Here is a 23,296-nt window from a genome sequence, read left to right on the forward strand (position 1 = left end):
TCAGTAAACTACCACTCTGTCTGACCAATACTTATCAGTAAATAGTCACTATTTACGTGTTTTTTGTTCCATATCGATTTAATGTGTGAAATTTACCCACTCTCATTTATCTTGGCCACCAAAAGTAACATGCAAAATTCGGTTTGGCATTTAAATAGAAATTGGTATGACACTTGGTTTACCATCCAGACATAAGCTTTTAGGTGGTTGTTAATAAACTCTGTTTTTTTACTGGTTTCAGCTAGGCAAAAAGCAGGGCTATTGCGATCAGCAGTTTTCATTTTCCGTTGTCAGGGGTGCGTTATGCATAAAAAACTCTATTTATCACTTTGTGTTGCACTAGCTACTAGTGGTCATTTGCAGGCACAAGAGGCCGATTCTTCTCAAAATGTTGAGGAGGTAGAAGTTTACGGTGTACGTAGTGCCGAGCTGAATGCACGCGAAGCAGAACGCTCAAAAGACATTTTTAGCTCGGTTATTTCTCAAGATGATGCGGGTAATTTTGCCGATCAAAACGTCGCTGAGTCACTTCAGCGGCTGCCGGGTATTACCCTACAAAAGTCTGAAGGTGAAGGTAAGTTCGTCAGTGTGCGCGGCCTTGGCCCAGGCTTTGTCAGTGTGAGTATGAACGGCAGTGAAATGGCCTCGGCCGGTGGCGATGACAGCCGCGCATTTTCATTAGATACATTACCGGCCGACATGTTGGGTGCAATTGAAGTGTTCAAGTCGCTAACGCCCGACATGGACTTAAACTCGATTGGTGGTGCAGTTAATGTAAAAACGGTATCAGCTTTTGATAAGAAAAAAGATACCTTAAAAATGACCGCGCAGGGCTACTCACAAAATTATGTTGATGAGCTTTCACCAAAAGTTTCTGTATCTGGTACTAATCTATTTGCCGAAGATACTATTGCGCTTAGCTACAACGCGTCCTATGAAGAGCGCACCACTGAGATGTACCAAAATGTACATCACCAATCGACCGACCTGCGTGAATTCAGTGTGGATCTATCAGGTGCTGCACCGAGTGAAACCTTATTAATTCCATACCAATACTATGCTAATCAAGAAAATGCTCAGCGCACCCGTATTACCGGTGCATTAGATCTGGGTTGGCGCCCAACGGAAAATAGTGAATACACCCTGCGCTATAGTCGTTCTGAATATACGGATGAAGATATAGCCATGCGTGAATACTATAGATTTGATGAGGCTGGTTCAGGTGATTTCGCCTACTTGGATACCTCAACCAATACCTTTGGTGTAGTTGACGCCGCATTGCAAAAACAATTCTTTCTGCAAGATGGCACTAGCACAACTGAAAATATTGATTTTAGCGGAGAAAATACTTTTGGTACGGGTTGGACACTGGACTACAAATACGCAACTTCTACGTCTGATTTAGCTAAACCTGACGCGTCACGGGTGCAATTTCGTATTCGCGATCTACCTATGCTCGGTCAGGCAGGTAAGGATTATATAAAAGGCCAAATAATTTCTCCGGCAGAAATGGCACAGTTGGCTGGCACTTCAATTAGCTCTTCTACTACTGCTGGTTATTTTCAATTGAGCGATGGTCGGGTCCAACAAAATATGGACTATGACAATCTTTTTCTTGAGGACAGTTTTAGAACAGACCAAGTGGACCAAGTAGGTTTTAATCTCAAAAAAGAATTTGATGGTGGTCTGCTCAGCTATATAAAATTCGGCGGGCTACTGAAATCGCGAGAGCGCGATCGTAACAAAGATCGTTGGAGTGTAAACCCAGAGCAGTATGCAGATTTTTGTGGCACAGACGTCGAGTGTAAAGCCTATGCACTTAACGGCACCTTGGGTCAATTTGAAACCTTTACCCCTGCGCACCCAGATATTGGCTATGACTCTATTACCCGTGGTGATACGGAGCGCTTAGTAGCCAGCACCAAAAATGTTGCGCTGTTACTTGACCCCGACCGCGTTGGTATTGATAGCACTAAAGAAGACTATTTAATTACCGAAGATGCACAAGAAGCCTATGTAATGGCTGAGCTGAAGCTAAGTGATCGTTCAAGCTTGATTACTGGGGTCCGCTATGTGAATACCGATTTTGAATCCAGCGGTAATTTTTCAATTCGTAACGATCGTTTTGAAGACTTCTCTGATAAAAAACTAGATGTAGCTGTACCCTTAGCAGATACACGAATCTCTTATGATAACGTACTACCAAGTATTCACTATCGTTTAGATCTTAACGATGAAACACTAATTCGTGCCTCAATGTGGAGCAGTTATACTCGCCCTGGATTTGATCAAGCACGTGCCTTTGCCAACATCACTGACCGTGTTGAACTTTGCAACCCAAATCTAGTTGATGGTAACGGCAGTGTTGTCTGCAGCGATGATTTGCAAAACACCTTAGGTGCCAATACCCCCGAGGATGTTCAGGGTTATTACATGAGTAATAACACTACTTTGAACATAGGTAACCCCAATCTTATTGCTATGACCTCCAATAACTTTGATACCTCGATTGCTTGGTATCCAAGTGATGACCTCTATTTACAAGCAGCAGTATTTTATAAAGATATCAGTGATTTTATTGTTGACGTAAATGGTAACTCGCTGTCGCTTAGTGAATTACCGATTAATTTACCCATAGATAAAATTACCCAATTTCAAATACCCGCTAACGCCCAATTTGAAAGTGTTAACTACACAACAAATGGCAATAAAGCCAAGGTCTATGGGTTAGAGCTTTCTTATTCGCAAAACTTTGATAAAGGTTTCTTTGTTTCATCAAACATCACCCTTATAAGTTCACTGGCTGATGTAGGTGAAGATATACGCTATGAAAAAATTCAGTTACCCGACCAAGCCGATGAAACTGTTAATTTAACCTTGGGGTGGGCTAATGATGATGTTGAATTACGCTTTATCACAAATCATCGTAGTAGTTTGCTAAAACAAATTGGGGCATGTCCAGACGTTAGCGCCAGCTCTTGTAAAGCCTGGGCTGATATCTATCAGGATGCTTCCACTACCTTTGACTTTAAGGCAAGTTACCAAGTTACCGACGACGTAAAAGTGTATTTCGATGCGCTGAATCTTACCGCTGATAGTGATCTTTATTACTACCAAGGTAATGCGCAATCTGGTGGAAACATATTGTTTCTCAGCGAAGATTTTGGCAGCTCTTTTCAAATGGGTGTAAACGTCAAATTTAAATAGTCGGCGTACTGGGGCAAGCCCCGGTTTCTTCCCCTGAATAAGAATATGAAACAAGGTAATTAATCATGAAAAAATTAAGTCTAATCAGTGCGTTAATTCTAACCACAAATCTGGTTGCTTGCGGTGGTGGAAGCCCGAGTAGTTCTGATGATAAACCTGACAACCTGTTACCGCCTGGATTTGTGTTAAGCAGTGCGACCCCTGCTTCTAGTCAGGCTGGCGCTTCAAACAGTTCAGCGGCTGGAATAATTAATAATTCTCTACCAATTTATGAAAGCTTTAATGCGAATAATATAGATACATTTTTAACCGCCGACTATAAGTCACTAAGTACTTATAACGATGCCGCCTTCTATTTCCCTACCAGCGGGTATCCTGTTAGTACTATTCCAAGTGGCGTGCCGCGCATATTGCTCACTGACTGGGTAAATAATGCCCTCTGGTTTGGTAACGCTCGGTTCACCATCGGCCAAACCCGATTAGAGGCAGACACCACTACTGCAGACCCAAGTATTGCTACTTGGGGAGAATTGGATTTGAGTCGTCCCTATCGAATTTCTTTTTGTGTAAAAGATAGTTCGGCCTCCACGTCGAAAAAAATGATGATATTTGTGGATAACAATACATCCGCACAAGCAAATTCTATTCACGGTAATCCGAATAGAATTATGTACGAAAATACCGCCAATTTAGTACCGGGTACTCGCTTCACGGTAGAGTCTAGTGTTGGTGGAAAAACATCATTTTTAGGTTTTCGAGTTGAGAGTAGTACTGACGTTATTATTGATGATTTAGTCATAGAGTATCAGGACACTCCCTATACAGGAGCCATTCCGGGTTGTGTAGCTGACAGCAGTTTTGTACGTCCAGAAGCAGCAGCTTCTTCAACATCGAGTGAGGCCACTTCGATTGCACCAAGTTCTGCCGCAGTGAGTTCAGTTGCATCTAGTTCAGCAGTTGTAAGTTCTGTCGCCAGCAGTGGTGCGTCTAGTACAGCATCGTCCACTCCAGCGGTTAGTGGCAGTGTGGTTCTGAGCATGGATTTTACATCGCTTGGGGCAACAGGCATGACTGAGAATAGTGACTCGACTTTTGATACAGAAGTGGATGCACCTACGGTCACCAACACAGCTAATTACGCGGTTAAGCTTATCGGTAAGTTAAAAATCAACACCACACAAAATCCTCCAAGTGGTGCGGAGGCCTCGGCAGGCGTAGCGCAATTTAGTAATGGCAGCAGCACGCCCGGTAAGGTCATCATCAAGCAAGTTCAATGTCCATTTAGCATGCAAGTAAAACATGCGCCGAGTAGCACCGGAGATGACACGCGTAAGTTGCGCATTACCGTGGACGGTACAGAAGTCTATTTTGCGGGTGACGGTGGTTTTCAAGTCGCAAACGTAACGCCTAGTTGTACCGGCACTGTAGATGTAGAGGCTTACGGCTGGGATGGCAGTGCGCTTGGTAAAGGCGTGAGAATATTTGACTTAAGTATTACTCAGTAATATTGCGCAAATAAAGGTGCGAATGACGTAAGTGATTCGCACCTTTATTTTTTTGACTCTGCGAAAAATCTTATACCCAACATACTAATAAAGGTACTTAACAATGAATAAGAAAATACTAGGCGTAGTGTTAGCCTGTAGCTTCATTGCGGCATGTGGCGGTGGATCAAGTAAAAAAGCTTCATCAAGTGCGGCCTCTTCTTTGGCAAACTCAGTGGTCCCTAGCTCTGTTGCAGCGAGTTCAATTGCAGCAAGTTCAGAAGCCATGAGCAGTGCTTCAAGTACTCCTACACTTCCTGTTGTGTGGAGTTGTCCTGCAGCGGGTTTGTATTTCTGCGATGCATTTACTGCTGCAAATACAGACAATTGGGATCTCTTACCTACCACAAACAACACTATGGTACCTGATGGCGCATTTGATGTAGTGGATGACAGTGGCAACTTTGTATTGCGTTATACCGCTGCCAGCAGTGGTGGTGTTTTAGCACTGGTAAAACCTGCTGCCTTTAGCGGCGTAACCAGCGCAGATTATTATGTAGAAGCGAAAATTCGACCACGGGTAAATGGCACAACCTCGAATAAACAATTGTATATTTTGGCGCGCTATCAGGATGGAAAAAACTGGTATGCCGGTGCATTGAATGTGCAGAATGCGACTACTAGCACCCAAGTTGAAATCGCCAAAATGTTAGATGGTGCTATATCGCGGCCTAAGCAAGTTAAGAAGCCCATTAATCAGGGTGCACTCGGCATGCTAGATGGCCAATGGTACAGCTTACGTCTAGAACTATTGGGTAATGTTTTAACGGTTTATCTCGATGGTGAATCAGTTGCTACTTTGACTGATGATAGTTTCGCTACTCAAGGCTTAGTTGGATTTTGGACAGCTAATAAGTCTTTTGAAGTTGATGATGTGAAAGTAGGCAATGCGAATGATAAACCTGCTTCCTTATTAATTTCTCCGAGCAATACCAGCTATGCTGCAGAAGTGGGCGATGCAGCCCGCGTAATCAGTGTTGCAACTAAAACCGATGCTAGTGTTGATGATAATTTCACGGTGGTATCGAGCAACCCCAATGTTGTTGCTGTCAGTATCAGTGGAGCAGATGTAAGCCTGACACCTGTGGGTGAGGGCAGCGCCACAATTACCTTTACCAGTGGTTCCGATTTAGTTCGCACTGTTAGTGCTGAAATTGCACCGCAATTTATTATGCCTACCGCAACCTACAATTTAACGGGTGTAACGGTTCCTGCTGTGGCAGAAGTGAATAGCTACGAAGATACACAGTTGCGTTTAACCTTTGATTCCGCGCCTACCTTGGGAACTGCGGGGTCAGTGCGTATCTTTAAGTTAGCTGACCACAGTGTTGTGGATACGATTAAGTTGACCGAAGAAAGCGATGCAATAGGTTTTGGAACGCTGCGCAGTTTAAAAACCAAAGCTATTCGTATTAATGGCAACACCGCCAGCATTTCTCTGCACAGTAAAAAACTTGAAGCGAATACTAGCTACTATGTTGCGGTAAGTGGCAGCCTGTTCACTGGCGCTAAGCTGGCAGGTAGTGACTTTACCGGTATAGGTAAAAATGCGAATTGGAGCTTTACTACCCGTTCTGCAACGCCAGTGGCAGGTTTGAGCGCTATCACCGTGGATGACACAGGCACCGCAGCAGATTTCCGCAGTGTGCAATCGGCGTTGAACTATGCGATGGAAAATTCAGCCGTTGATGCAATCACCATTACTATTAAAAATGGTAGCTATGAAGAGCCGCTGTATTTACGCAACAGAAACAATGTGACCTTGAAAGGTGAAAGCCGCGAAGGCGTTGTTATTCAATATCCCAATAATGAATTGCTCAACTCTGGCTCAAGTGGTCGCGCACTTTTCTTGGTGGAAAGTGTTGATATGTTGACTCTCGATACTCTTACCTTAAAGAACACCACCTTGATCGGCAATGGCGGACAAGCGGAGACTATTTACTTCAACAGTACTGGTGGTCGTTTGGTTGCAAAAAACAGCAACTTCATTAGCGAACAAGATACGCTTTTATTAAAAGGCTGGACGTGGTTCTACAATTCTTTGGTGGCGGGTAATGTCGATTTTATTTGGGGTTACAGCAAGGCATCATTATTTGAAAAAAGTGAAATACGCAGCTTAGGTCGCTCCAGCGGTAATACCAATGGTGGCTATGTATTGCAAGCACGGGTTGAAGCAGAAACCGATAAAGGTTTTGTATTCTTGAATAGCAGTTTGACCAGCGGTGCAGGCCCTACGGGTGAATTGCCTATCGACGGCAGCCACTATTTAGCGCGCAGCCCAGGCGGCACGACTACGTTCGATAATATTGTGTTTATCAATACTAAAATGGCGGCTCATATAGCAGCAGGCGGTTTTGCTGGCGGCGGTGTGAATAATCAACCTGTTAGTAATCCTGCCGCGGGTACTGCAACCACGGGCTGGCGTGAATATGCGAGCATGGATTTGAGTGGTAATACGCTTGATGTAAATGGTCGTCAGTTCAGTCATCAGTTGTCATTGGGCGAAGTACAAAACAGCTACTGCTCACGCGCGCAAATTTTTGCAGGCTATAACAGTGGTGCAGGTTGGGACCCTCTGCCGAGTGATAGCAGCGATTGCATTAATCCAAACGCAAGTGTGGGTTCATCATCAGCGGCTAACAGTAGTGCGCCGAGTTCGTCTGTAGGTGCCAGCAGCTCAGCGGCAAGTGGTGTTACCACAACATTTACACCTGTATATGCTGGTTTTGAAGCGGCTGTTGCTACTGATCCTGCATCCGGTGCCAATGTAAACTTTACCGGCAATGCAGCGCCTTACAGCATTGCTGGGTTTAATTATTATTCTCCAAGCGATGGTCGTTTGCGTTTACACAACAGCGGCACTGCCTACGCCATTAATTTTAATGGCTCATCAATTCCTGATGAACCCTTGACCTTGGTAGAAGGTACTAGCGGTCAAGTCGACCCAAAAATACTCAATGCAAGCGGCGGTGTGTCGCGCTATGTATCAGTGCCCTATGCCGCGACGACTAACCCAGTAACCCTAAGTGTGACCTATTCCAACAGCTCTAGTAGTTGCGTTAATGGGCAGATAGCGATTGTGGATCAAAATGGCAAAACCTGGAAGGTAGCGTCGGCCTGTGGTTCTGCGCAGTCAGTCGTGACGGTCACTGTGACTGATCCAACCGTGACCGAGTTATTTATTTTGAATACGCGCAGCGGTGATAGCGGCGGTGGCATTCGTATTTGGAGTATTGAGGTTACAAAATAGTGATAGCTATGCAGTGTGTTGTAGTAAATAACATCAGAAAAAGTACGTGAGTCGCTTTAGGCTCACGTGTTGTTAAAAAGTATTTATCACCCAGTAGTAAAAACAAAAAACGAAGTAGAGAGACAACATGAAAAAATCCGCATTAATTTTGGCATTGACGACCATTGGAAGTTTAACGGCTTGTGGTGGTGGAGGTTCTGGCGGCGGCTCTGGTAGCAATCAAAGTACTGCTCCATTGAGTTCGGCAGCGGCTTCCAGTACGCCTGCCGTTGTTTCCAGTGCAGAGTCATCTGCAGTTGCCTCGAGTCTTGCGCTTTCTAGTGTTGTTACTTCTAGTATTGTTGCTTCCAGTGTTCCCGCTTCAAGTGCAGTAGCCAGTAGCGAAATATTCATAAGCTCCATGGGTGCTAGCAGCAGTGCTGGTTCTTTGGATGCTTGTACGGCTGCAAATACTGTTCAGGGTTTTGCCGCTATGGGCAATGGCACTACCGGTGGCGCTGATATGGGTGCGGGTCACTATCAAGTGAGCGTGACCACGGGCGCACAACTTAATGCGGCTTTAAGCACTAGCTCACAATATAAAGATAAACCCTTAGTCGTTTATATAGATGCGCCTATTACCTGGGCCAACGCTAATAATACCGGTATTAAATTACAGCGCAGCAATGTGTCTATTATAGGTCGCACCAATGCTGAGTTTAGCGGCGTTGGTATTGGGCTGAGTAACGGCGCGAGCAATATTATTATTCGCAATTTATTAATGCATGAAGTGCCGCAAGCCAATGGCACTGGTGACCATATTAATTTGGATGGTCAAAACGGCGCGCTGAGTAATATTTGGATAGATCACAACGAATTTTACAACGATCTAACCGTCGATAAAGATTACTACGATGAATTGGTGAGTGGACGCAGCCGCGTGCACAATGTGACTATCTCTTACAATTATTTGCACGATAGTCAAAAAACCTCGCTCTGGGGTTCTTCCGATGACGCCGCCGCTGAAGATGTGGGCCGCACTATTAGTTTCCACCACAACTATTGGAAAAATGTGAATTCGCGTCTGCCGCTTTTTCGCTTTGGTGAAGGTCATGTGTGGAATAACTATTATTCGGGCATCACAGGTTCAGGCGTGAATGTACGCATGGGCGCAAAAATGCGCATAGACAACAATGTGTTTGAAAATTCTAAAAATCCTATTCTCTCGGCTGACAGCGCCAGCATTGGCTATTGGAATGCCAGTGGTAATATTTTTACCAATGTAACTTGGGCAGGTAGCTTTAATGCCAGCTGTACCACTGCACCCTGTTATGCGGGTGGCAATAATTCCAATGGCGACTATGTGCCGCCTTATAGCTATACCCCAATGGATGCGACTGCAGTTAAAGCCGATGTTATGGCCAATGCTGGGCGCAATAAAATTAATAGTTGTCTAGGCTTAGATACTCCCAGTTCATCCTCTTCAGTTGTTTCATCAACACCTTCCTCGAGTCCGGCGCAAATTATTAGTTGGAATAGTTACAACGGTGAACTGCATCCCACAGCGACCGGCGCAATTAGTCTTGCGGGTAATAGCATGGGGGAATTTGCGTTAACCAATGCTGCGCCAGCGGCTGCCGATTTTTTCAGTGTCGCCAATGGTGTAGCCACCTTTGATAGCAGCGCGGTGGCGGGTGACAAGCTGTATGCGCAATTCAATCGCAGCTTGCCAGCAAGTATTAGTTACCCGCGTAATTTTACTTTTTTAGCGGGTGTAACGGGTAATGGTTCTAATCGCGTGTTGGAAATTGATGTGGCCTTAGGTGATGGAAGCAGTTCGAGCCGAATCAAAATGCTATTGCGTGCTGATGGTAGCAATCAGGGCGTACAGTTGGAAAAAATTGATGGATCTACTTCAAAGCAAGCTTACGATTCTGCGGCACCCTTTAATGATTTCCGTATCTATCAAGTTGCTGTGAGTTTAGCCAGTGCGACCACTGGCAGCGTAAAAGTTTATGCGCAGGGCAGTGATGATGTATTAATTGAGTATGAAGGAACTTTGCTTGCCGGTGGTACTAGCGATAACTATGTGCGCATTGGTGATGGTGGCAGCAGTGCCTATTACGCCAAACTTGATTGGTTGATTTGGACTGACGATGGCATTTATACGCCTTCACAAGTAAAAGGGAAATTACCTGCTAATATTGGAGTAACTACTGGTTATTAATATTTATAACGTAAATAAAACAGAGGCGTAGACAACAAGCCTCTGTTTTATTTGCGTTATTATTTTTAAAGGTGTTTGTTATGCTTCAAAAAATCAAAAATAATTTTGTAAGGCTAAGCATCTTTATTTCGCTTATTGGTTTTAGTTATGTTTCCTTGGCACAAAATAGTGTCAATGTTATTACCAATATGAAGTCAAATGTACAAACTGATTATATGAGCGGTTTGTTGAAATTGGCGCTTTCATATTCTGATAAGAACTATAAATATTCTACAACCAATGAAGTTTATTCGCGCCCGCGCGTCATGGAGTCGCTTCTTAGCGGCGATATATCCGTTATGTGGGGCGGCACCTCAGAGCAAATGGAATCTAATTTTATTCCTATACGTATAGATGCCTATCGCGGTTTGATGAATCATCGCCTGATGTTTATTCGCGCGGGAGATCAAGCGCGCTTTGATCAGGTTAACTCTCTTGAAGACCTTCGCTCGATTCGCTTCGGTCAAGGTCGTAGTTGGAGCGATGCAAAAATATTAGAAGCTTCAGGTTTACAGGTGGTGAAGGCGACCAAAAAGCAAAGCCTATATTACATGTTAGATGGATCAAGGTTTGATGCCTTTCCACGCGGCGCTAATGAAGTCTGGACTGAATTGGCAGCCTTTCCTAATTTGCCGCTCACAGTCGAAAAAAGTTTGGTGATTCTTTACCCTCTGCCAACCTATTTTTTTGTATCGCCTAAGCAACCCTCGCTCGCAAAAGATCTTGAAGCCGGCCTTGAGGCGGCAATTAAAGATGGTGCCTTTGATAAGTATTTTTTTGGCAGTTCAGAGGTCATGGATACCTTAACGCAAGCTAACTTTAACAACCGCCGTATCATTCGTATTCCCAATCCATTCCTACCGAAAAACACCCCGCCAGAGCGCTCAGATCTTATGCTGGACTTAACTAAAATCTCTTTAGATGATGCGCTAGCTACTAAAAGCCCCAGCCCTGAACCAGTTCAGGAGCTTCTTTTAAAAGAGTAGATTGTTAGAGGCTTCTTAAAGAAATATAACGCGCAAGAATTCAGCTTTCACCCCTTGTCTTACACAGGCGCCTATATTGGCGCCTGTATGTTGCTATGCGAGTGCTTAGTGGGTGTACCTAGTCGGGTGTGTTAGGGCTTTGCTCATTAAAGTCCTTCAACAATTCGCCTAATTTTTCGCAGCTGAGTGCTTCAGCCTTGAGTGACAATAATTCTTCTGGATTGTGCAGTGTCAGTTTAATCTCGGGGCAGCTTTGTTGAATTAAGGCTAATACGTCCTTGATTGGTGTTGCGTGTACTTCCAAATTGAGCCCCTCTTCGGCGCTTGTGTCGGGTGTGGAATAGGCGTTAATTGACCAGACGAAAATACTCACTAACAGAGTACTTAATACCACAAGTTTCCCCTTGGCTTGCGCTTTCGGGTTGGCCATAAAAAGTCGGGCGATGCGTGCTTTCAACATGTTTTTCTCTCCATGCATATTGTTGGTGTGTAATAACTGGTTGTGCATGCCTGCACACTCAGCCAAGGTTTTGGCGTACAGCAGTTTGTCGGAGTTAATACTCAGAGCCATGTCGTCACAGGCATGTTCGCGCTCGTGGGCGAGTTGTTGCAGTATCCAGCCGACAAAAGGATTAAAAAAATAAATGCAGTGCACCCAATGGCTGAGCAGCGTAATGAGGTAATCGTTGCGCCGTACATGACTTAATTCGTGCAGTAAAACCATTTCTATTTGTGCTGGCTCCAAGCGGCTAAGCAGGCCTAGGGGCAGCAGTATTATCGGTTTGAAGTGTCCTATCACGCAGGGACCTTGAACCCTTGCGGAGAGCCCTAGTCGTACGGGGCGGGAAATATTCAGGCGCTGCGTTAAGTGCGCCAGGCGCTCCTGCCAAATGGCGGGTGGCTGGGTACAGGGCGCGCGTGCGAGTTGTTGACAGTAGATGAGATCCAGTGTGTATTTCATCAACAGCAATAACATACCGACAAACCAAATAAGGCCGAGCGCTGGCGTGTAGGTTTCGATGAATTGAATAAATGCGCTGATAAATGGATTTGGGTAAAGCATAGGTACTTGTGCAATCGGGGTTTCGACGGCGGTAGATATAGGCGCAGCGAAGTGGGTGTAAGAATCCAAAAAGGTAAAGCCGTTGAGTACACATAGGCTAAGTAGTGCGAGCGCGTAAATATTGTAGGTTGCGGCGGCGGAAAATTGTCGAAACAGCGCTTTGCCCGCAATTAAGAGTGCCCAGATAGCAGCCGCCTGCCAGAGCGAGTGCAATAGCGTCCAGACCAGTGCGCGGGTAAAGGCTGTGCTAATCAGGAGCAGATCCCAAGAGAAGAGTGAGCCGCTCATGGTTGTTTATCCTCGGGTTCTATTTCCTTGAGAAAGGTTTGTATTTCCTCCAATTCCTGTTTTGATACGGCGCTGCCACCCAAAAGCTGCATGACCAGGGAAGATTTGGAGCCGCCGAAGGCTGAGCTGAGGAGCCGCTCAAGCAGTGAATTTTGGGTGACGGACTGAGCAATTAGGGGAAAGTAAATATGGCTTTTTCCTTCTTTGCGTCGCCCTAGCAAACCCTTTTGCTCCATGATTTGCATGGTTTTGAGGGTAGTGGTGTAGCCAATAGTTTTTGTTTTGCAGAGTTCGTCATTAATGCTTTGTACTTTAGCTTCACCCAAGGGCCAGAGGGCTTGTAATATTTCCAGCTCTGAACTGTTGGGTGTGATTTTTGGGTCTTTCATAGCGATAGTTTCCGCGCGTATAAGGCCGATAAATTCAGTGTGAGATAACCTACGAAAGGTTACGTAGAAATATATACGAAGACTTACGTATGTCAAGTGGGAAGAAGTGAGAGAAGCTAAGTTAAAATTCTATTACCTGCTCTCATTGGGGCATATTGTTGAATACTGGGCGGCTGATAGGCGGTGAAAAAATCCTTTGGTTGCTGGCATAGCGCGCGCAAAGTGGGTATAACGGGGGCATGTTTATCCTCCCTATCTTCACCACATCAGCCGGCTTAGCTTTGAACCTCAAAGACTTTTTGCCGCAGACTGCCTTATCCCGACGGCAGCGCGATCCTTTTTTCACCGACCCACCTGCATCCCTCTAATTTTCGTCCGGGTTTTATGCGTATGCTCAGTGTTTGACTCTGCTGATTGTGGCTGCGTATCTATCGAAGTCTTACGAGGTTAGTTCATGGTGTTATTGTTTATTGTGTTACTGCCGCTCTTGGGCGCCTTGCTACCGCCATTATGCGAGCGGTTTGGGCGCAACCTGTGTGCGGCCTCGGCGGCACTGGCCCCGCTCATCGCCTTAGCACTGTTGCTAAGTTATACGCCGGCATTGCTCAGTGGCGAAACCTTTTTTGTGGAGTGGGGCTGGATTCCGCAGTTGGGGTTAAACCTCAGCCTGCGTTTGGATGGCTTGGGGCTCATGTTTGCGTTGCTGATTCTCGGCATCGGCCTATTGGTGATTATTTACGCCCGCTATTATTTGGCTGATAAGGATTCCCTCGGTCGCCTCTATGCGCTTTTGCAGCTGTTTATGATGGCCATGCTCGGCATAGTGCTGGCAGATAATCTGTTGCTGTTAGTGGTCTTTTGGGAGCTAACCAGCTTGAGTTCATTCTTGCTGATTGGCTATTGGTCGCATCGCACCGATGCCCGCAAAGGCGCGCGTATGGCCTTGGCGATTACTGGGGCAGGGGGCTTGGCATTGTTGGCCGGTGCCTTAGTGCTTGGCCATATCACTGGCTCTTACAGTCTGCAAGTGATCACTAACTCGGCGGAGTTGATTCAGGCACATGCACTTTATCCCGTAGCCTTGATTCTGATTTTGATCGGCGCCTTTACCAAGTCGGCGCAGTTTCCCTTCCATTTTTGGCTGCCCCACGCCATGGCGGCACCTACGCCGGTATCGGCCTATTTGCACTCGGCGACCATGGTGAAGGCGGGGGTGTTTTTGCTGGCACGACTTTACCCCGCGCTCTCAGGTTCAGATTTGTGGTTCTATTTGGTGACCTTTACGGGTTTGGCGACCTTGGTTTTTGGTGCCTATACCGCGCTTTTTAAACACGATCTCAAAGGCCTGTTAGCCTATTCCACCATCAGCCATTTAGGGTTGATCACCATGTTATTTGGGTTCAGCAGCCCGCTCGCGACCATGGCGGCGCTGTTTCATATCGTCAATCACGCGACTTTTAAGGCCTCGCTGTTTATGGCGGCGGGCATTATCGACCATGAAACGGGCAGCCGCGATATGCGCCAAATTAACGGTATGTGGAAGTACATGCCGATTACCGCCACCGTGGCCATGGTATCGGCCTCCGCCATGGCGGGGGTGCCGCTGCTCAATGGCTTTTTAAGCAAGGAGATGTTCTTTGCCGAGACGCTGCGCGTGGATTTGATGGGCGGTTTTGATTGGACTATACCGCTCTTGGCGACCCTCGCCGGTATCTTTGCGGTGGCCTACTCCTATCGCTTTATTCACGATGTGTTTTTTAACGGCTACCCCATCGACTTGCCGATATACCCGCCCCATGAAGCGCCGCGCTACATGATTATGCCCATGGCACTGTTGTGCATGCTGTGCCTCTTGGTGGGCATTTTGCCCAACCTTACGGTGGCACCGTTTTTGGACGCAGCCAGCCTTGCGGTTTTGGGTGATGCGCTTCCAGAGCATCATATTGCCCTTTGGCATGGGTTGAATCTGCCCTTTTTGATGAGTTTAGCGGCGCTCTTAGGCGGCTTGCTGCTTTACAGCCAACGCGGCGGTTTGTTTGCCTTCTATGAGCGCAAGTACCGTTTGGATGAAAAAGAAGCCTTTGAAAAACGTATTCAAAGCTTGGTACGTTTTGCCCAGCGGGTGACTGATGCGCTAGAGATTGGCTCGCTGCAGCGCTCAGTCGCGCTCTTGCTTGGCACCGTATTGTTGATGGGCGCGGTGGAGTTCTGGCCGCTGGGACAGCTCATGGGGAGCGTTGCGCTAACCCCCATCGACTGGGTCAGCCTGTTGCTGGCAGTGGTTATGATGGTCGCCGCGCTGGTGACCGTATTTATCCACCACAATCGCTTTGCTGCGCTCTTGGTGCTGGGTGTGGTGGGGCTCATGGTCTCCCTCGCGTTTGTGCGTTTTTCCGCGCCGGACCTGGCACTCACTCAAATTTCGGTGGAAGTGGTCACCATTATATTGTTGATGTTAGCGCTCTACTTCCTGCCCCAGCTAACACCCTTCGAATCTACGGCAAGCAAAGTCGTGCGCGATCTCGCCCTCGCCGGAGGTGCAGGCGTGGGCATTGGCTTGTTTACCTTCGCGATTCTGACGCGCGCTTACGACACCAGCCTCTCCGATTTTTTCCTCGCCAACAGCCTAAGCGGTGGTGGTGGCACCAATGTGGTCAATGTGATTTTGGTGGATTTCCGCGGCTTTGATACCTTGGGCGAAATCAGCGTCTTGGCGATTGCGGGCTTGGGTGTTTACCTCATGCTCGATGGTTTGCAACTGCCGCTACCGGGTACCGATGGCGAAGGGCGGCGCTGGTCGCAGGATCCATATCCGCCCATTCTCACGGTGCTATCGCGTATTTTGCTGCCGCTCGCGCTCATGGTGTCGGCGTACATTTTCTTGCGTGGCCACAACCAACCGGGCGGCGGGTTTATTGCGGGTTTGATCACCAGTATCGCGCTAATTTTGCAGTATGTGTGCAGCGGCTCGGCTTGGGTGCAACAGCGCTTACCGGTCGACTACGGTCGCCTGAGTGTGGTGGGTGTATTGATTGCAGCGCTCACGGGTATTGCCAGCTGGGCTTTTGGTTTCCCCTTCCTCACCACCACCTTTGGCCATATTCACTGGCCCTTAATAGGCGATTTTGAGCTCGCCTCGGCGATGATTTTTGATACCGGCGTGTTCATCACAGTGGTGGGTGCAACCCTGTTGATGTTGGCGCAGTTGGGGCGTTTGGCGCAAACCACCTATGGCGCTATCGCAATTCACCCTGATCTTCCCACGAACCCTGCGCTTAAGGAGCCAAACTAATGGAAGCATTAATGGCATTGGTAATTGGCGTACTGGTTAGCTGCGGGGTTTACCTGCTGCTGCGCGCGCGTACTTTTCCTGTAATTCTCGGCCTCACGTTGCTGTCTTACGCGGTCAATTTATTTATTTTCGTGATGGGGCGTTTAGGCAGGGGCACGGCGGCGGTGATTGGGCAGGGTGACAGCTATGCTGACCCGCTGCCGCAAGCCTTGGTGCTAACCGCGATTGTGATCGGTTTTGCCATGACCGCCTTTTTATTGGTGCTCGCCCTGCGCGCGCGCGCCGAATTGGGTAATGACCACGTGGACGGCAGCGCCGCCATTGGCGAGAAACCGGTTAAGCCGGTGCGCCCGTTAGAAGAGGACGAAGTGTGAGCCATTGGATTATTGTTCCCATTCTGTTGCCGCTGTTTACCGCGGTATTGCTGATTCTACTTTCTGGGCGGCGCACCTTGATTCGCAGCCTAAGCCTGCTGTCTGTTACGGCGTTATTGGCGACCAGTATTGGGCTGCTGCTCCAAGCCAACGCGGGTGAAATACAGCTCTATGCTTTGGGCAACTGGTTGCCGCCGTTTGGCATAGTGCTGGTGCTGGATCGCTTAAGCGCGCTAATGTTGTTGATCACCGCTGTCTTGGCTTTTTTTAGCATCGCCTATGCCGTGCGCGGCAATGATGCCCCCGGCGACAAGCTTCACGCCATGATTCAGTTTTTGCTGCTGGGTGTAAACGGTGCTTTTCTAACGGGCGATCTGTTCAACCTGTTTGTGTTTTTTGAGATTTTGCTCATCTCCTCTTACGCCCTGTTATTGCATGGGCGCGGCGCCGAACGCGCGCGGGCAGGGCTGCATTATGTGGTGCTCAACCTCTGCGGTTCGGCATTGTTTTTGATCGCAGTCGCCGCGCTCTATGGGGTTACAGGTTCACTCAATATGGCGGATATGGCCGACAAAGTGCGCCAACTAGATCCCGCCGATGCTCCCTTAGTCGCCACTGCCGGTGTATTACTGTTGGTGGTATTTGGCCTTAAAGCCGCTATAGCGCCGCTCTATTTTTGGCTGCCGCGTGCCTATGCCGCCGCCAGCGCGCCTGTCGCGGCCATGTTTGCGATAATGACCAAGGTGGGTGTTTACACTATTGTGCGCGTATATACGCAGATTTTCGGTAATGATGCGGGTAATGTCACCAATCTCATTCTGCCTTGGCTCTGGCCCTTGGCGCTCATCACCTTGGTTTTGGGTTTGTTGGGTGCATTAGCGGCGCGGGAACTGCGTATTCAAATTGCCTATTTGGTGATTGTCTCGGTCGGTACCTTATTGGCGGGTGTTGCGCTAAATACGGAAGCATCACTGAGTGCGACTTTCTATTATTTGATCCATTCAACACTGGTGTGCGGTGCGCTATTTTTGCTGGCCGATTTAATTCTGCGCCAGCGCGGCGAACTGCTCGATAGCATCACCAAAGGCCCGCGCTTGCGCCAATCGGCCTTATTAGGCGCGCTGTTTTTCTTTGCCGCCGTAGCGGTTATCGGCATGCCGCCTTTAAGTGGTTTTATCGGCAAGTTATTGTTGCTCAATGCGGCTGGCATACAGTGGGATAAAACCCTATTTTGGGTGATTTTATTGGCTGGTAGCCTCGCCACTCTCATGGCCTTAAGCCGCAGCGGCTCGACTATTTTTTGGCGCACGGACAATCGAATCGCCCAAGCGCCTGCCGCCGATAAGGGTGCACTCCTCGCGGTGCTGGGTTTATTCGCTTGTATCCTGTTGCTCAGTGTTGGCGCCGCCCAAGTGCTGGCCTACACCCAAGCTCTGGCGCAGCAGCTATTGGAACCGCAAGCCTATAGTCAGGCCATGCAGCTGTTTCGCATAACCGAGGGAAATTAACGATGGAGCCAAATACTGGGAATCCACAGGTTGCGCAGCCGCCCAAAACCCGCCGCTGGTTTCCGCACCCGACCCTAAGTGTTTTTATGTTGCTGCTCTGGCTGCTGTTAACCAACAGCATCAGTGCGGGCCAACTGTTACTCGGGAGTATTCTCGCCTGGGCCATCCCTTGGTTTACCCAGGGTTTTTGGCCAGAATCTCTACGTATACGCAAGCCGCTGGTACTGCTCAAATTTATGTTGGTAGTGCTCTGGGATATTGTCATCGCCAACCTGATTTTGGCGGTGCGTATTCTCGGCCCTATGCAAAAGCTGCAGCCGGCATTTATGCAGGTGCCGCTTGATATCGAACAGGAGTTCACCATCACCCTGCTCGCCAGTACCATCTCACTCACTCCCGGTACCGTCTCGGCGGATTTGAATATGGAGGGGCGCTACCTGCTAGTGCACAGCCTACATGTCATCGATATAGACGCCGCCATCGCCGAAATAAAACAGCGCTACGAAGCCCCACTCAAGGAGGTATTTGAATGCTCACCACCGCCATAAGCCTCGCCATGTTATTACTGGGCGTGGCGATTGCCCTCAATCTATGGCGCCTCGTTATAGGCCCCTCATTGCCCGACCGCATACTCGCGCTCGACACCATGTACATCAACGCCATCGCCCTGCTGGTGCTCTTTGGCATCTACCAAGGCAGCGCGCTCTACTTTGAAGCCGCACTCTTAATCGCCGTCATGGGTTTTGTCGGCACAGTCGCGCTCAGCAAATACTTGCTGCGCGGCGACATAATCGAATAATGAAAAGTTGAGTAGGGGATTAGCATGTCGTTATGGTTGGAATATCTCATCAGTTTTTGCCTACTCGGCGGCGCCGCCTTCGCGCTAATCGGCTCAATTGGCCTCATGCGCCTGCCCGATTTCTACATGCGCCTGCACGGCCCCGCCAAAGCTACCACTCTGGGTGTAGGCGGCATCATCATTGGCTCGGTTATTTTCTTCTCCACCCAAGGCAACGGCCTAAGCCTGCACGAACTATTAATCGCACTCTTTCTGTTTCTAACCGCGCCTGTAAGCGCGCACATAGTTGCTAAGGCGGCACTGCATTTGAAGTTGGAGGCGGTGGCAAAAACCAAGGGTAAACCGCAGGAGTAGGTTGGCTGCAAGAAAGCGGCCATTAATCCGGCCATAATGATTTATTTAAAGTTCTATATTTTTATAAATTTACTTTATTATCAGTAGGATGTTTAATAATTAAAGCGGCCAACAATGCGGCCAAAATGTTCTCATTTCGAGTATCGATATGGCTACTTCAATCATGAATATTGCCACTTTCATCCCTAGCGATGCAGCGTTGGTGAAGTCGACCCTGCCCGATAAGGCCATAGCTCTGATTAGTCAATCCGCTAAATTAACGGGGCAGCTTGCGCCCTTAACGCTGGCTCGTATCGAGCAGCATATGGCGGCGGTCAATTCCTACTACTCAAACTTAATTGAAGGCAATGCTACACGCCCGCATGAAATTCGTGCAGCTCAACGCGGCAGCTACAGTGGCGACTCGGCGCAACGCGATTTACAACAAGAGTCTTTGGCGCATATGCAGGTGCAGGAGTGGTTGAGTGAGCTGCAGCCGGATTTGGATACCCTATTTACTCCCGCTTTTATTAGTCGTTTACACCGCGAATTTTATCAGCGCGTACCCGAAAGCCTCTGGGTGATTAAAGATGAGCAGGGCAATGCAGTGGATAAGGTTATCCCCGGACAATGGCGTTCACGCGCGGTTATTGTTGGGCAACATATTCCGCCTGAGGCAGAAGACCTAGCAGCGCTAATGGCTAGCTTCTGCTCAACCTATCACCCCAAAAAATTCAGTGGCGACCGCAAAATAATTGCGCTTATGGCTGCACATCATCGCTTCGCATGGATTCACCCTTTTATCGATGGCAATGGTAGGGTTGGGCGTTTATTAACGGATGCCGCCTTAAAAGCCGTAGGTTTGGAAAGCTACGGCGCATGCTGCTTAAGCCGTGGTTTGGCGCGTTCAGCGAGTCAATACAAAAGCTTGTTAGCCAATGCGGATGCACCACGTCAGGGGGATTATGATGGCCGTGGCCAGCTCACTGAAAAAGGCTTAATGCAATTTTGCGAATACATGTTGGACAGCGCCATCGACCAAGTAACCTATATCAGCGACCTGTTAGAAATTACGAAAATGCGGCAGCGCATAGAAAGCTATGTAGCCGCGCGCAACGATGATCGCGTTGCTGGAATTAACGCCAGCTTAAAACCCATAGCCAGTTTACTTTTATACTCGGCCTTTCAGCAGGGCGAAATTGACCGCACTCAAGCCTTAGAGTTATGCGCCATGCCCGAACGCAGCGCACGCCGCTTATTAAGCCAATTAAAGGCAGAAGGTTTATTAAGTGAAACCAGTAGCAAATCGCCCCTGCGCTGGGAAATTCCAGAGCAGGCTGAGCCTTGGTATTTTCCAAATTTGACGGTGTAAAAAACCAAGGTGATTTTCAAATGTGACTGCAATATCCTATTTGCTCAAAAATACGCCAAATGATACTATTTAAAGTACTGTTAAAAGTATTCTTAAGAGAGGTGGTTTCAATGGGCGTATTAGCTGCAAACGATTTAAAGATTAAAGGTATATCCGCCGTAGAGGCACACCTCAAGGTGGATGATGAAGTAGTTATCTCCGTTCGCGGGCAGGACCGTTACGTGATTATGGATTTGGAAAAGTACAACAGGCTGCGCGAATACGAGTTGGCTATGGCCCTGCAGGAAGCCAAAGCTGATGTAGCCGCTGGACGCTTTGTCACTGAATCTGTCGCCGAGCACATGCACAGGGTCGGCGCTGATGTATAGGCTGATCTACCCCGAAACCTATCTCAAAAAAGCGACAAAATTTATCAAAAAGCACCCTGAGCTGCGCGGTCAGTACCAAAAAACGCTAGAGCTGCTCGAGTTAAATCCCTATCACCCATCACTTAGACTTCACAGTTTACAGGGCCGTTTAAGTGGTCTTTCATCAGTATCTATCAATATGGGCTATCGGATTGTGTTGGAATTCATCATCACCGATAAAGATATTATTTTGGTGGATCTGGGCAATCATGATCAGGTGTATTAGTTAATTTTTGCAAGTTTTTGAAGGTATAAAATCATTAGGCTTTAAAAGGATTCCTCATGAATAAATGTCCTAGCTGTAATGAAACGCCCATTTCTCTTTGGGGTTGGTGTAATGGCGTGAATTCTATTCAGTGTAAATGTAAAAGCTGTGGTCTTGAGCTTTCAGCTAATATGGCCACTTGGGTGGTTATCACGGTTATCGCGCTGGTCATGTGTCTCGCGGTTTATATTTCTATTACGCAATTTGGTGTTGATTTAAGAAAGGATCGATTACTGCTGATTGGCATAGTTTGTGTGCCTGCGCTCATTGGTACAGTTATCGGCTATTTTTTTAGTGGTTATACTAAGAAAAAATAATTTATTGTTCGGGATATCACTAGGTGGGCAGATGGGGCTTTCATTTCATATAAATTTTAACGGTCAGTGCCGCGCGGCGTTTGAATATTATGCTCAGCATTTAGGTGGAATTATTGGAACAATGTTGTCCTATAAGGATTCGCCTGCGGCAGCGAGCGCAGCCCATGATTGGCAAGACAAAATTCTCCATGCCAATATTAATATTGCCGGGGTGGAGTTAGCGGGGGCAGACCTAAGGCCTGAAGACTATCAAAAACCCAGTGGGTTTTATGTGCTTTTAGGGGTTAACTCAGCGGCGGAAGTGAATAGCATTTTTAATGCACTATGCCTAGATGGAACAATTATCCTCGCCCCACAAAAAACTTTCTGGTCAAAAAATTACGCCATAGTCGTCGATCGCTTTGGTGTGCCTTGGAAAATAAACTGCGGCGATTAAATTGAGCATAAAAAATGACTACACCTCTCTACGGATTTTCTGACAACTCGTTTAAAACCGCTGGCGGCGAGGCGGGTGTTCGCCAGTTGGTGGATAATTTTTATCAGTTTATGGATGAGCTGCCCGAAGCGAAAATTATAAGAGCGATGCACAAAGCAGAGTTGTCTGAGTCGCGCGATAAGCTGACATTGTTTTTGTGTGGCTGGATGGGCGGGCCGAAACTTTATACGGAAAAATACGGCAGCATTAATATACCGCGCGATCACGCTCACCTCACTATTGGCGAAGCGGAGCGCGATGCGTGGTTGCTCTGTATGGAAAAAGCTATTGCACTACAACATTACCCACAAGATTTCGCCATCTATCTGCTCGCGCAATTGCGCATACCTGCTGAGCGGATTTTTGCGGTGAGTAAAAAGCCTTAGCGCATTACTAGACTCAATAAAAAAGCCGCTCAAGAAATTTCTGCGCGGCTTTTTAATACTAATTAGATAGCTAAATTACTGCCGCGCCGCTGGCATCTTGGCGATTTCCCCTTCAATCCAGTTTTTAACTTCTTCCGTTAAGGCTTTGCGATCTTTACCTTCGGTGGCTATAGGTTCGCTGATCACTACATGAATAGTGCCGGGGTATTTAATAAATTTTCGGTGTGGCCAGCATTCGCCAGCATTGTGGGCAACGGCGATGACAGGAACATTGGCGCTGATGGCGATGTCGGCGCCGCTGCGGGCGTAGTTGCCTACTTCGCCGATGGGCGTTCGCGTGCCCTCCGGGAAAATCATCAGGTTGTTGCCTTGTTGCAAACGATGCAGGCCCATTTTTTTAATTTCTTTTAGTGCCTGCATTGGGCTGCTGCGATCTATAGCGATAGGGCGCAAGCTGGCCAAACCCCAACCGAAAAAAGGAATACGAAATAATTCCTTTTTGAGGATGGTGCTCACTGGCCCAAAATAATATTGCAGAAACATGGTTTCCCAGGTGCTTTGGTGCTTCGCCATAATCACACAGGGAAATTGCTCGGCGTGTTTGTGGCCGGAGATTTCAAAGCGCACGCCGCAACAAATACGCAGCCAGAACATCACAAAACGATTCCAGCAGGTGACTATGCGCCAGCGCCAGGCGTAGGGAAAAATTGGCCAGATAATGACGGCAATTAAACCGGCTAAGGCGCTGGTAAGGTTGTAGCCAATACTAAAAAGTAAACTGCGAAAGTAGAGCACG

The 23,296-nt window shown here is 47.6% G+C and carries 20 protein-coding genes; 17 read left to right on the plus strand and 3 right to left on the minus strand.

The annotated features are described in order from the left end of the window. Positions 1 to 303 precede the first annotated feature (303 nt). From AC0KUT_RS00370 to AC0KUT_RS00390, 5 genes are all read left to right on the plus strand, one after another. The gene (locus AC0KUT_RS00370) at positions 304 to 3,207 is read left to right on the plus strand and encodes a TonB-dependent receptor (RefSeq protein WP_488832595.1); all 2,904 of its coding nucleotides are present in this window, start codon (positions 304 to 306) and stop codon (positions 3,205 to 3,207) included. A 65-nt stretch (positions 3,208 to 3,272) separates the two neighbouring features. Beyond that, a complete protein-coding gene (locus AC0KUT_RS00375) occupies positions 3,273 to 4,712 on the plus strand; it encodes a hypothetical protein (RefSeq protein WP_488832596.1) in 1,440 nt (479 codons plus the stop codon). A gap of 103 nt (positions 4,713 to 4,815) precedes the next feature. Then, complete coding sequence (locus AC0KUT_RS00380) at positions 4,816 to 8,001, plus strand: pectinesterase family protein (RefSeq protein ID WP_488832598.1); 3,186 nt, start codon at positions 4,816 to 4,818, stop codon at positions 7,999 to 8,001. A gap of 127 nt (positions 8,002 to 8,128) precedes the next feature. Next, positions 8,129 to 10,207, plus strand: a complete 2,079-nt coding sequence (locus AC0KUT_RS00385; protein WP_488832599.1) for a pectate lyase family protein — start codon at positions 8,129 to 8,131, stop codon at positions 10,205 to 10,207. An 80-nt stretch (positions 10,208 to 10,287) separates the two neighbouring features. After that, positions 10,288 to 11,232 (plus strand): diguanylate cyclase, encoded by a 945-nt coding sequence (locus AC0KUT_RS00390; RefSeq protein ID WP_488832600.1) that lies wholly within the window; start codon positions 10,288 to 10,290, stop codon positions 11,230 to 11,232. Between the two features lie 118 nt (positions 11,233 to 11,350). Here the strand turns inward: AC0KUT_RS00390 and AC0KUT_RS00395 are convergent, their stop codons facing one another. Next, positions 11,351 to 12,583: a M56 family metallopeptidase gene (locus AC0KUT_RS00395; RefSeq protein ID WP_488832601.1), complete on the minus strand. Its 1,233-nt coding sequence runs from the start codon at positions 12,581 to 12,583 to the stop codon at positions 11,351 to 11,353. Continuing rightward, a complete protein-coding gene (locus AC0KUT_RS00400; protein ID WP_488832603.1) occupies positions 12,580 to 12,972 on the minus strand; it encodes a BlaI/MecI/CopY family transcriptional regulator in 393 nt (130 codons plus the stop codon). Before AC0KUT_RS00400 ends, AC0KUT_RS00395 begins: the two co-directional genes overlap by 4 nt. Positions 12,973 to 13,426: 454 nt before the next feature. Between AC0KUT_RS00400 and AC0KUT_RS00405 the strand changes: the two genes are divergently transcribed. The 12 genes from AC0KUT_RS00405 (at position 13,427) to AC0KUT_RS00460 (ending at position 22,500) form a co-directional block, all read left to right on the plus strand. Continuing rightward, complete coding sequence (locus AC0KUT_RS00405) at positions 13,427 to 16,264, plus strand: monovalent cation/H+ antiporter subunit A (RefSeq protein ID WP_488832606.1); 2,838 nt, start codon at positions 13,427 to 13,429, stop codon at positions 16,262 to 16,264. Then, positions 16,264 to 16,638, plus strand: a complete 375-nt coding sequence (locus tag AC0KUT_RS00410; RefSeq protein ID WP_488832609.1) for a Na+/H+ antiporter subunit C — start codon at positions 16,264 to 16,266, stop codon at positions 16,636 to 16,638. The genes AC0KUT_RS00405 and AC0KUT_RS00410 overlap by 1 nt, the downstream gene beginning before the upstream one ends. Continuing rightward, positions 16,635 to 18,146, plus strand: coding sequence for a monovalent cation/H+ antiporter subunit D (locus AC0KUT_RS00415; protein ID WP_488832611.1), 1,512 nt, complete (start codon positions 16,635 to 16,637; stop codon positions 18,144 to 18,146). Before AC0KUT_RS00410 ends, AC0KUT_RS00415 begins: the two co-directional genes overlap by 4 nt. 2 nt (positions 18,147 to 18,148) lie before the next feature. Then, positions 18,149 to 18,694, plus strand: coding sequence for a Na+/H+ antiporter subunit E (locus AC0KUT_RS00420; protein ID WP_488832613.1), 546 nt, complete (start codon positions 18,149 to 18,151; stop codon positions 18,692 to 18,694). Further along, a complete protein-coding gene (locus tag AC0KUT_RS00425) occupies positions 18,676 to 18,945 on the plus strand; it encodes a K+/H+ antiporter subunit F (protein WP_488832614.1) in 270 nt (89 codons plus the stop codon). Before AC0KUT_RS00420 ends, AC0KUT_RS00425 begins: the two co-directional genes overlap by 19 nt. Before the next feature lie 24 nt (positions 18,946 to 18,969). Beyond that, positions 18,970 to 19,299: a Na+/H+ antiporter subunit G gene (locus AC0KUT_RS00430; protein WP_488832616.1), complete on the plus strand. Its 330-nt coding sequence runs from the start codon at positions 18,970 to 18,972 to the stop codon at positions 19,297 to 19,299. 148 nt (positions 19,300 to 19,447) lie between these two features. Further along, positions 19,448 to 20,650 (plus strand): Fic family protein, encoded by a 1,203-nt coding sequence (locus AC0KUT_RS00435; protein WP_488832618.1) that lies wholly within the window; start codon positions 19,448 to 19,450, stop codon positions 20,648 to 20,650. Positions 20,651 to 20,760: 110 nt separating this feature from the next. Then, a complete protein-coding gene (locus AC0KUT_RS00440) occupies positions 20,761 to 21,018 on the plus strand; it encodes a type II toxin-antitoxin system Phd/YefM family antitoxin (RefSeq protein ID WP_488832619.1) in 258 nt (85 codons plus the stop codon). Next, the gene (locus tag AC0KUT_RS00445; protein WP_488832620.1) at positions 21,011 to 21,283 is read left to right on the plus strand and encodes a type II toxin-antitoxin system RelE/ParE family toxin; all 273 of its coding nucleotides are present in this window, start codon (positions 21,011 to 21,013) and stop codon (positions 21,281 to 21,283) included. Before AC0KUT_RS00440 ends, AC0KUT_RS00445 begins: the two co-directional genes overlap by 8 nt. Before the next feature lie 56 nt (positions 21,284 to 21,339). Continuing rightward, a complete protein-coding gene (locus tag AC0KUT_RS00450) occupies positions 21,340 to 21,639 on the plus strand; it encodes a hypothetical protein (RefSeq protein WP_488832621.1) in 300 nt (99 codons plus the stop codon). A 31-nt stretch (positions 21,640 to 21,670) separates the two neighbouring features. Next, positions 21,671 to 22,075 carry a VOC family protein gene (locus tag AC0KUT_RS00455; RefSeq protein WP_488832623.1) on the plus strand — a complete coding sequence of 135 codons (405 nt, stop codon included), beginning with the start codon at positions 21,671 to 21,673 and terminating at the stop codon, positions 22,073 to 22,075. A 14-nt stretch (positions 22,076 to 22,089) separates the two neighbouring features. Further along, complete coding sequence (locus AC0KUT_RS00460; RefSeq protein ID WP_488832625.1) at positions 22,090 to 22,500, plus strand: group II truncated hemoglobin; 411 nt, start codon at positions 22,090 to 22,092, stop codon at positions 22,498 to 22,500. Positions 22,501 to 22,575: 75 nt separating this feature from the next. Here the strand turns inward: AC0KUT_RS00460 and AC0KUT_RS00465 are convergent, their stop codons facing one another. Continuing rightward, positions 22,576 to 23,295, minus strand: coding sequence for a lysophospholipid acyltransferase family protein (locus tag AC0KUT_RS00465; protein ID WP_488832627.1), 720 nt, complete (start codon positions 23,293 to 23,295; stop codon positions 22,576 to 22,578). Between the last annotated feature and the right edge of the window lies 1 nt (position 23,296).

Source organism: Cellvibrio sp. 25HG11W-0 (genome assembly GCF_057815475.1).

What these genes read in the sequence shown, in the direction of transcription:
- AC0KUT_RS00370 (WP_488832595.1), top strand. Translation starts at nt 304, where the DNA reads ATGCATAAAAAACTCTATTTATCACTTTGTGTTGCACTAGCTACTAGT.
- AC0KUT_RS00375 (WP_488832596.1), top strand. Translation starts at nt 3,273, where the DNA reads ATGAAAAAATTAAGTCTAATCAGTGCGTTAATTCTAACCACAAATCTG.
- AC0KUT_RS00380 (WP_488832598.1), top strand. Translation starts at nt 4,816, where the DNA reads ATGAATAAGAAAATACTAGGCGTAGTGTTAGCCTGTAGCTTCATTGCG.
- AC0KUT_RS00385 (WP_488832599.1), top strand. Translation starts at nt 8,129, where the DNA reads ATGAAAAAATCCGCATTAATTTTGGCATTGACGACCATTGGAAGTTTA.
- AC0KUT_RS00390 (WP_488832600.1), top strand. Translation starts at nt 10,288, where the DNA reads ATGCTTCAAAAAATCAAAAATAATTTTGTAAGGCTAAGCATCTTTATT.
- AC0KUT_RS00395 (WP_488832601.1), bottom strand. Translation starts at nt 12,583, where the DNA reads ATGAGCGGCTCACTCTTCTCTTGGGATCTGCTCCTGATTAGCACAGCC.
- AC0KUT_RS00400 (WP_488832603.1), bottom strand. Translation starts at nt 12,972, where the DNA reads ATGAAAGACCCAAAAATCACACCCAACAGTTCAGAGCTGGAAATATTA.
- AC0KUT_RS00405 (WP_488832606.1), top strand. Translation starts at nt 13,427, where the DNA reads ATGGTGTTATTGTTTATTGTGTTACTGCCGCTCTTGGGCGCCTTGCTA.
- AC0KUT_RS00410 (WP_488832609.1), top strand. Translation starts at nt 16,264, where the DNA reads ATGGAAGCATTAATGGCATTGGTAATTGGCGTACTGGTTAGCTGCGGG.
- AC0KUT_RS00420 (WP_488832613.1), top strand. Translation starts at nt 18,149, where the DNA reads ATGGAGCCAAATACTGGGAATCCACAGGTTGCGCAGCCGCCCAAAACC.
- AC0KUT_RS00425 (WP_488832614.1), top strand. Translation starts at nt 18,676, where the DNA reads ATGCTCACCACCGCCATAAGCCTCGCCATGTTATTACTGGGCGTGGCG.
- AC0KUT_RS00430 (WP_488832616.1), top strand. Translation starts at nt 18,970, where the DNA reads ATGTCGTTATGGTTGGAATATCTCATCAGTTTTTGCCTACTCGGCGGC.
- AC0KUT_RS00435 (WP_488832618.1), top strand. Translation starts at nt 19,448, where the DNA reads ATGGCTACTTCAATCATGAATATTGCCACTTTCATCCCTAGCGATGCA.
- AC0KUT_RS00440 (WP_488832619.1), top strand. Translation starts at nt 20,761, where the DNA reads ATGGGCGTATTAGCTGCAAACGATTTAAAGATTAAAGGTATATCCGCC.
- AC0KUT_RS00445 (WP_488832620.1), top strand. Translation starts at nt 21,011, where the DNA reads ATGTATAGGCTGATCTACCCCGAAACCTATCTCAAAAAAGCGACAAAA.
- AC0KUT_RS00450 (WP_488832621.1), top strand. Translation starts at nt 21,340, where the DNA reads ATGAATAAATGTCCTAGCTGTAATGAAACGCCCATTTCTCTTTGGGGT.
- AC0KUT_RS00455 (WP_488832623.1), top strand. Translation starts at nt 21,671, where the DNA reads ATGGGGCTTTCATTTCATATAAATTTTAACGGTCAGTGCCGCGCGGCG.
- AC0KUT_RS00460 (WP_488832625.1), top strand. Translation starts at nt 22,090, where the DNA reads ATGACTACACCTCTCTACGGATTTTCTGACAACTCGTTTAAAACCGCT.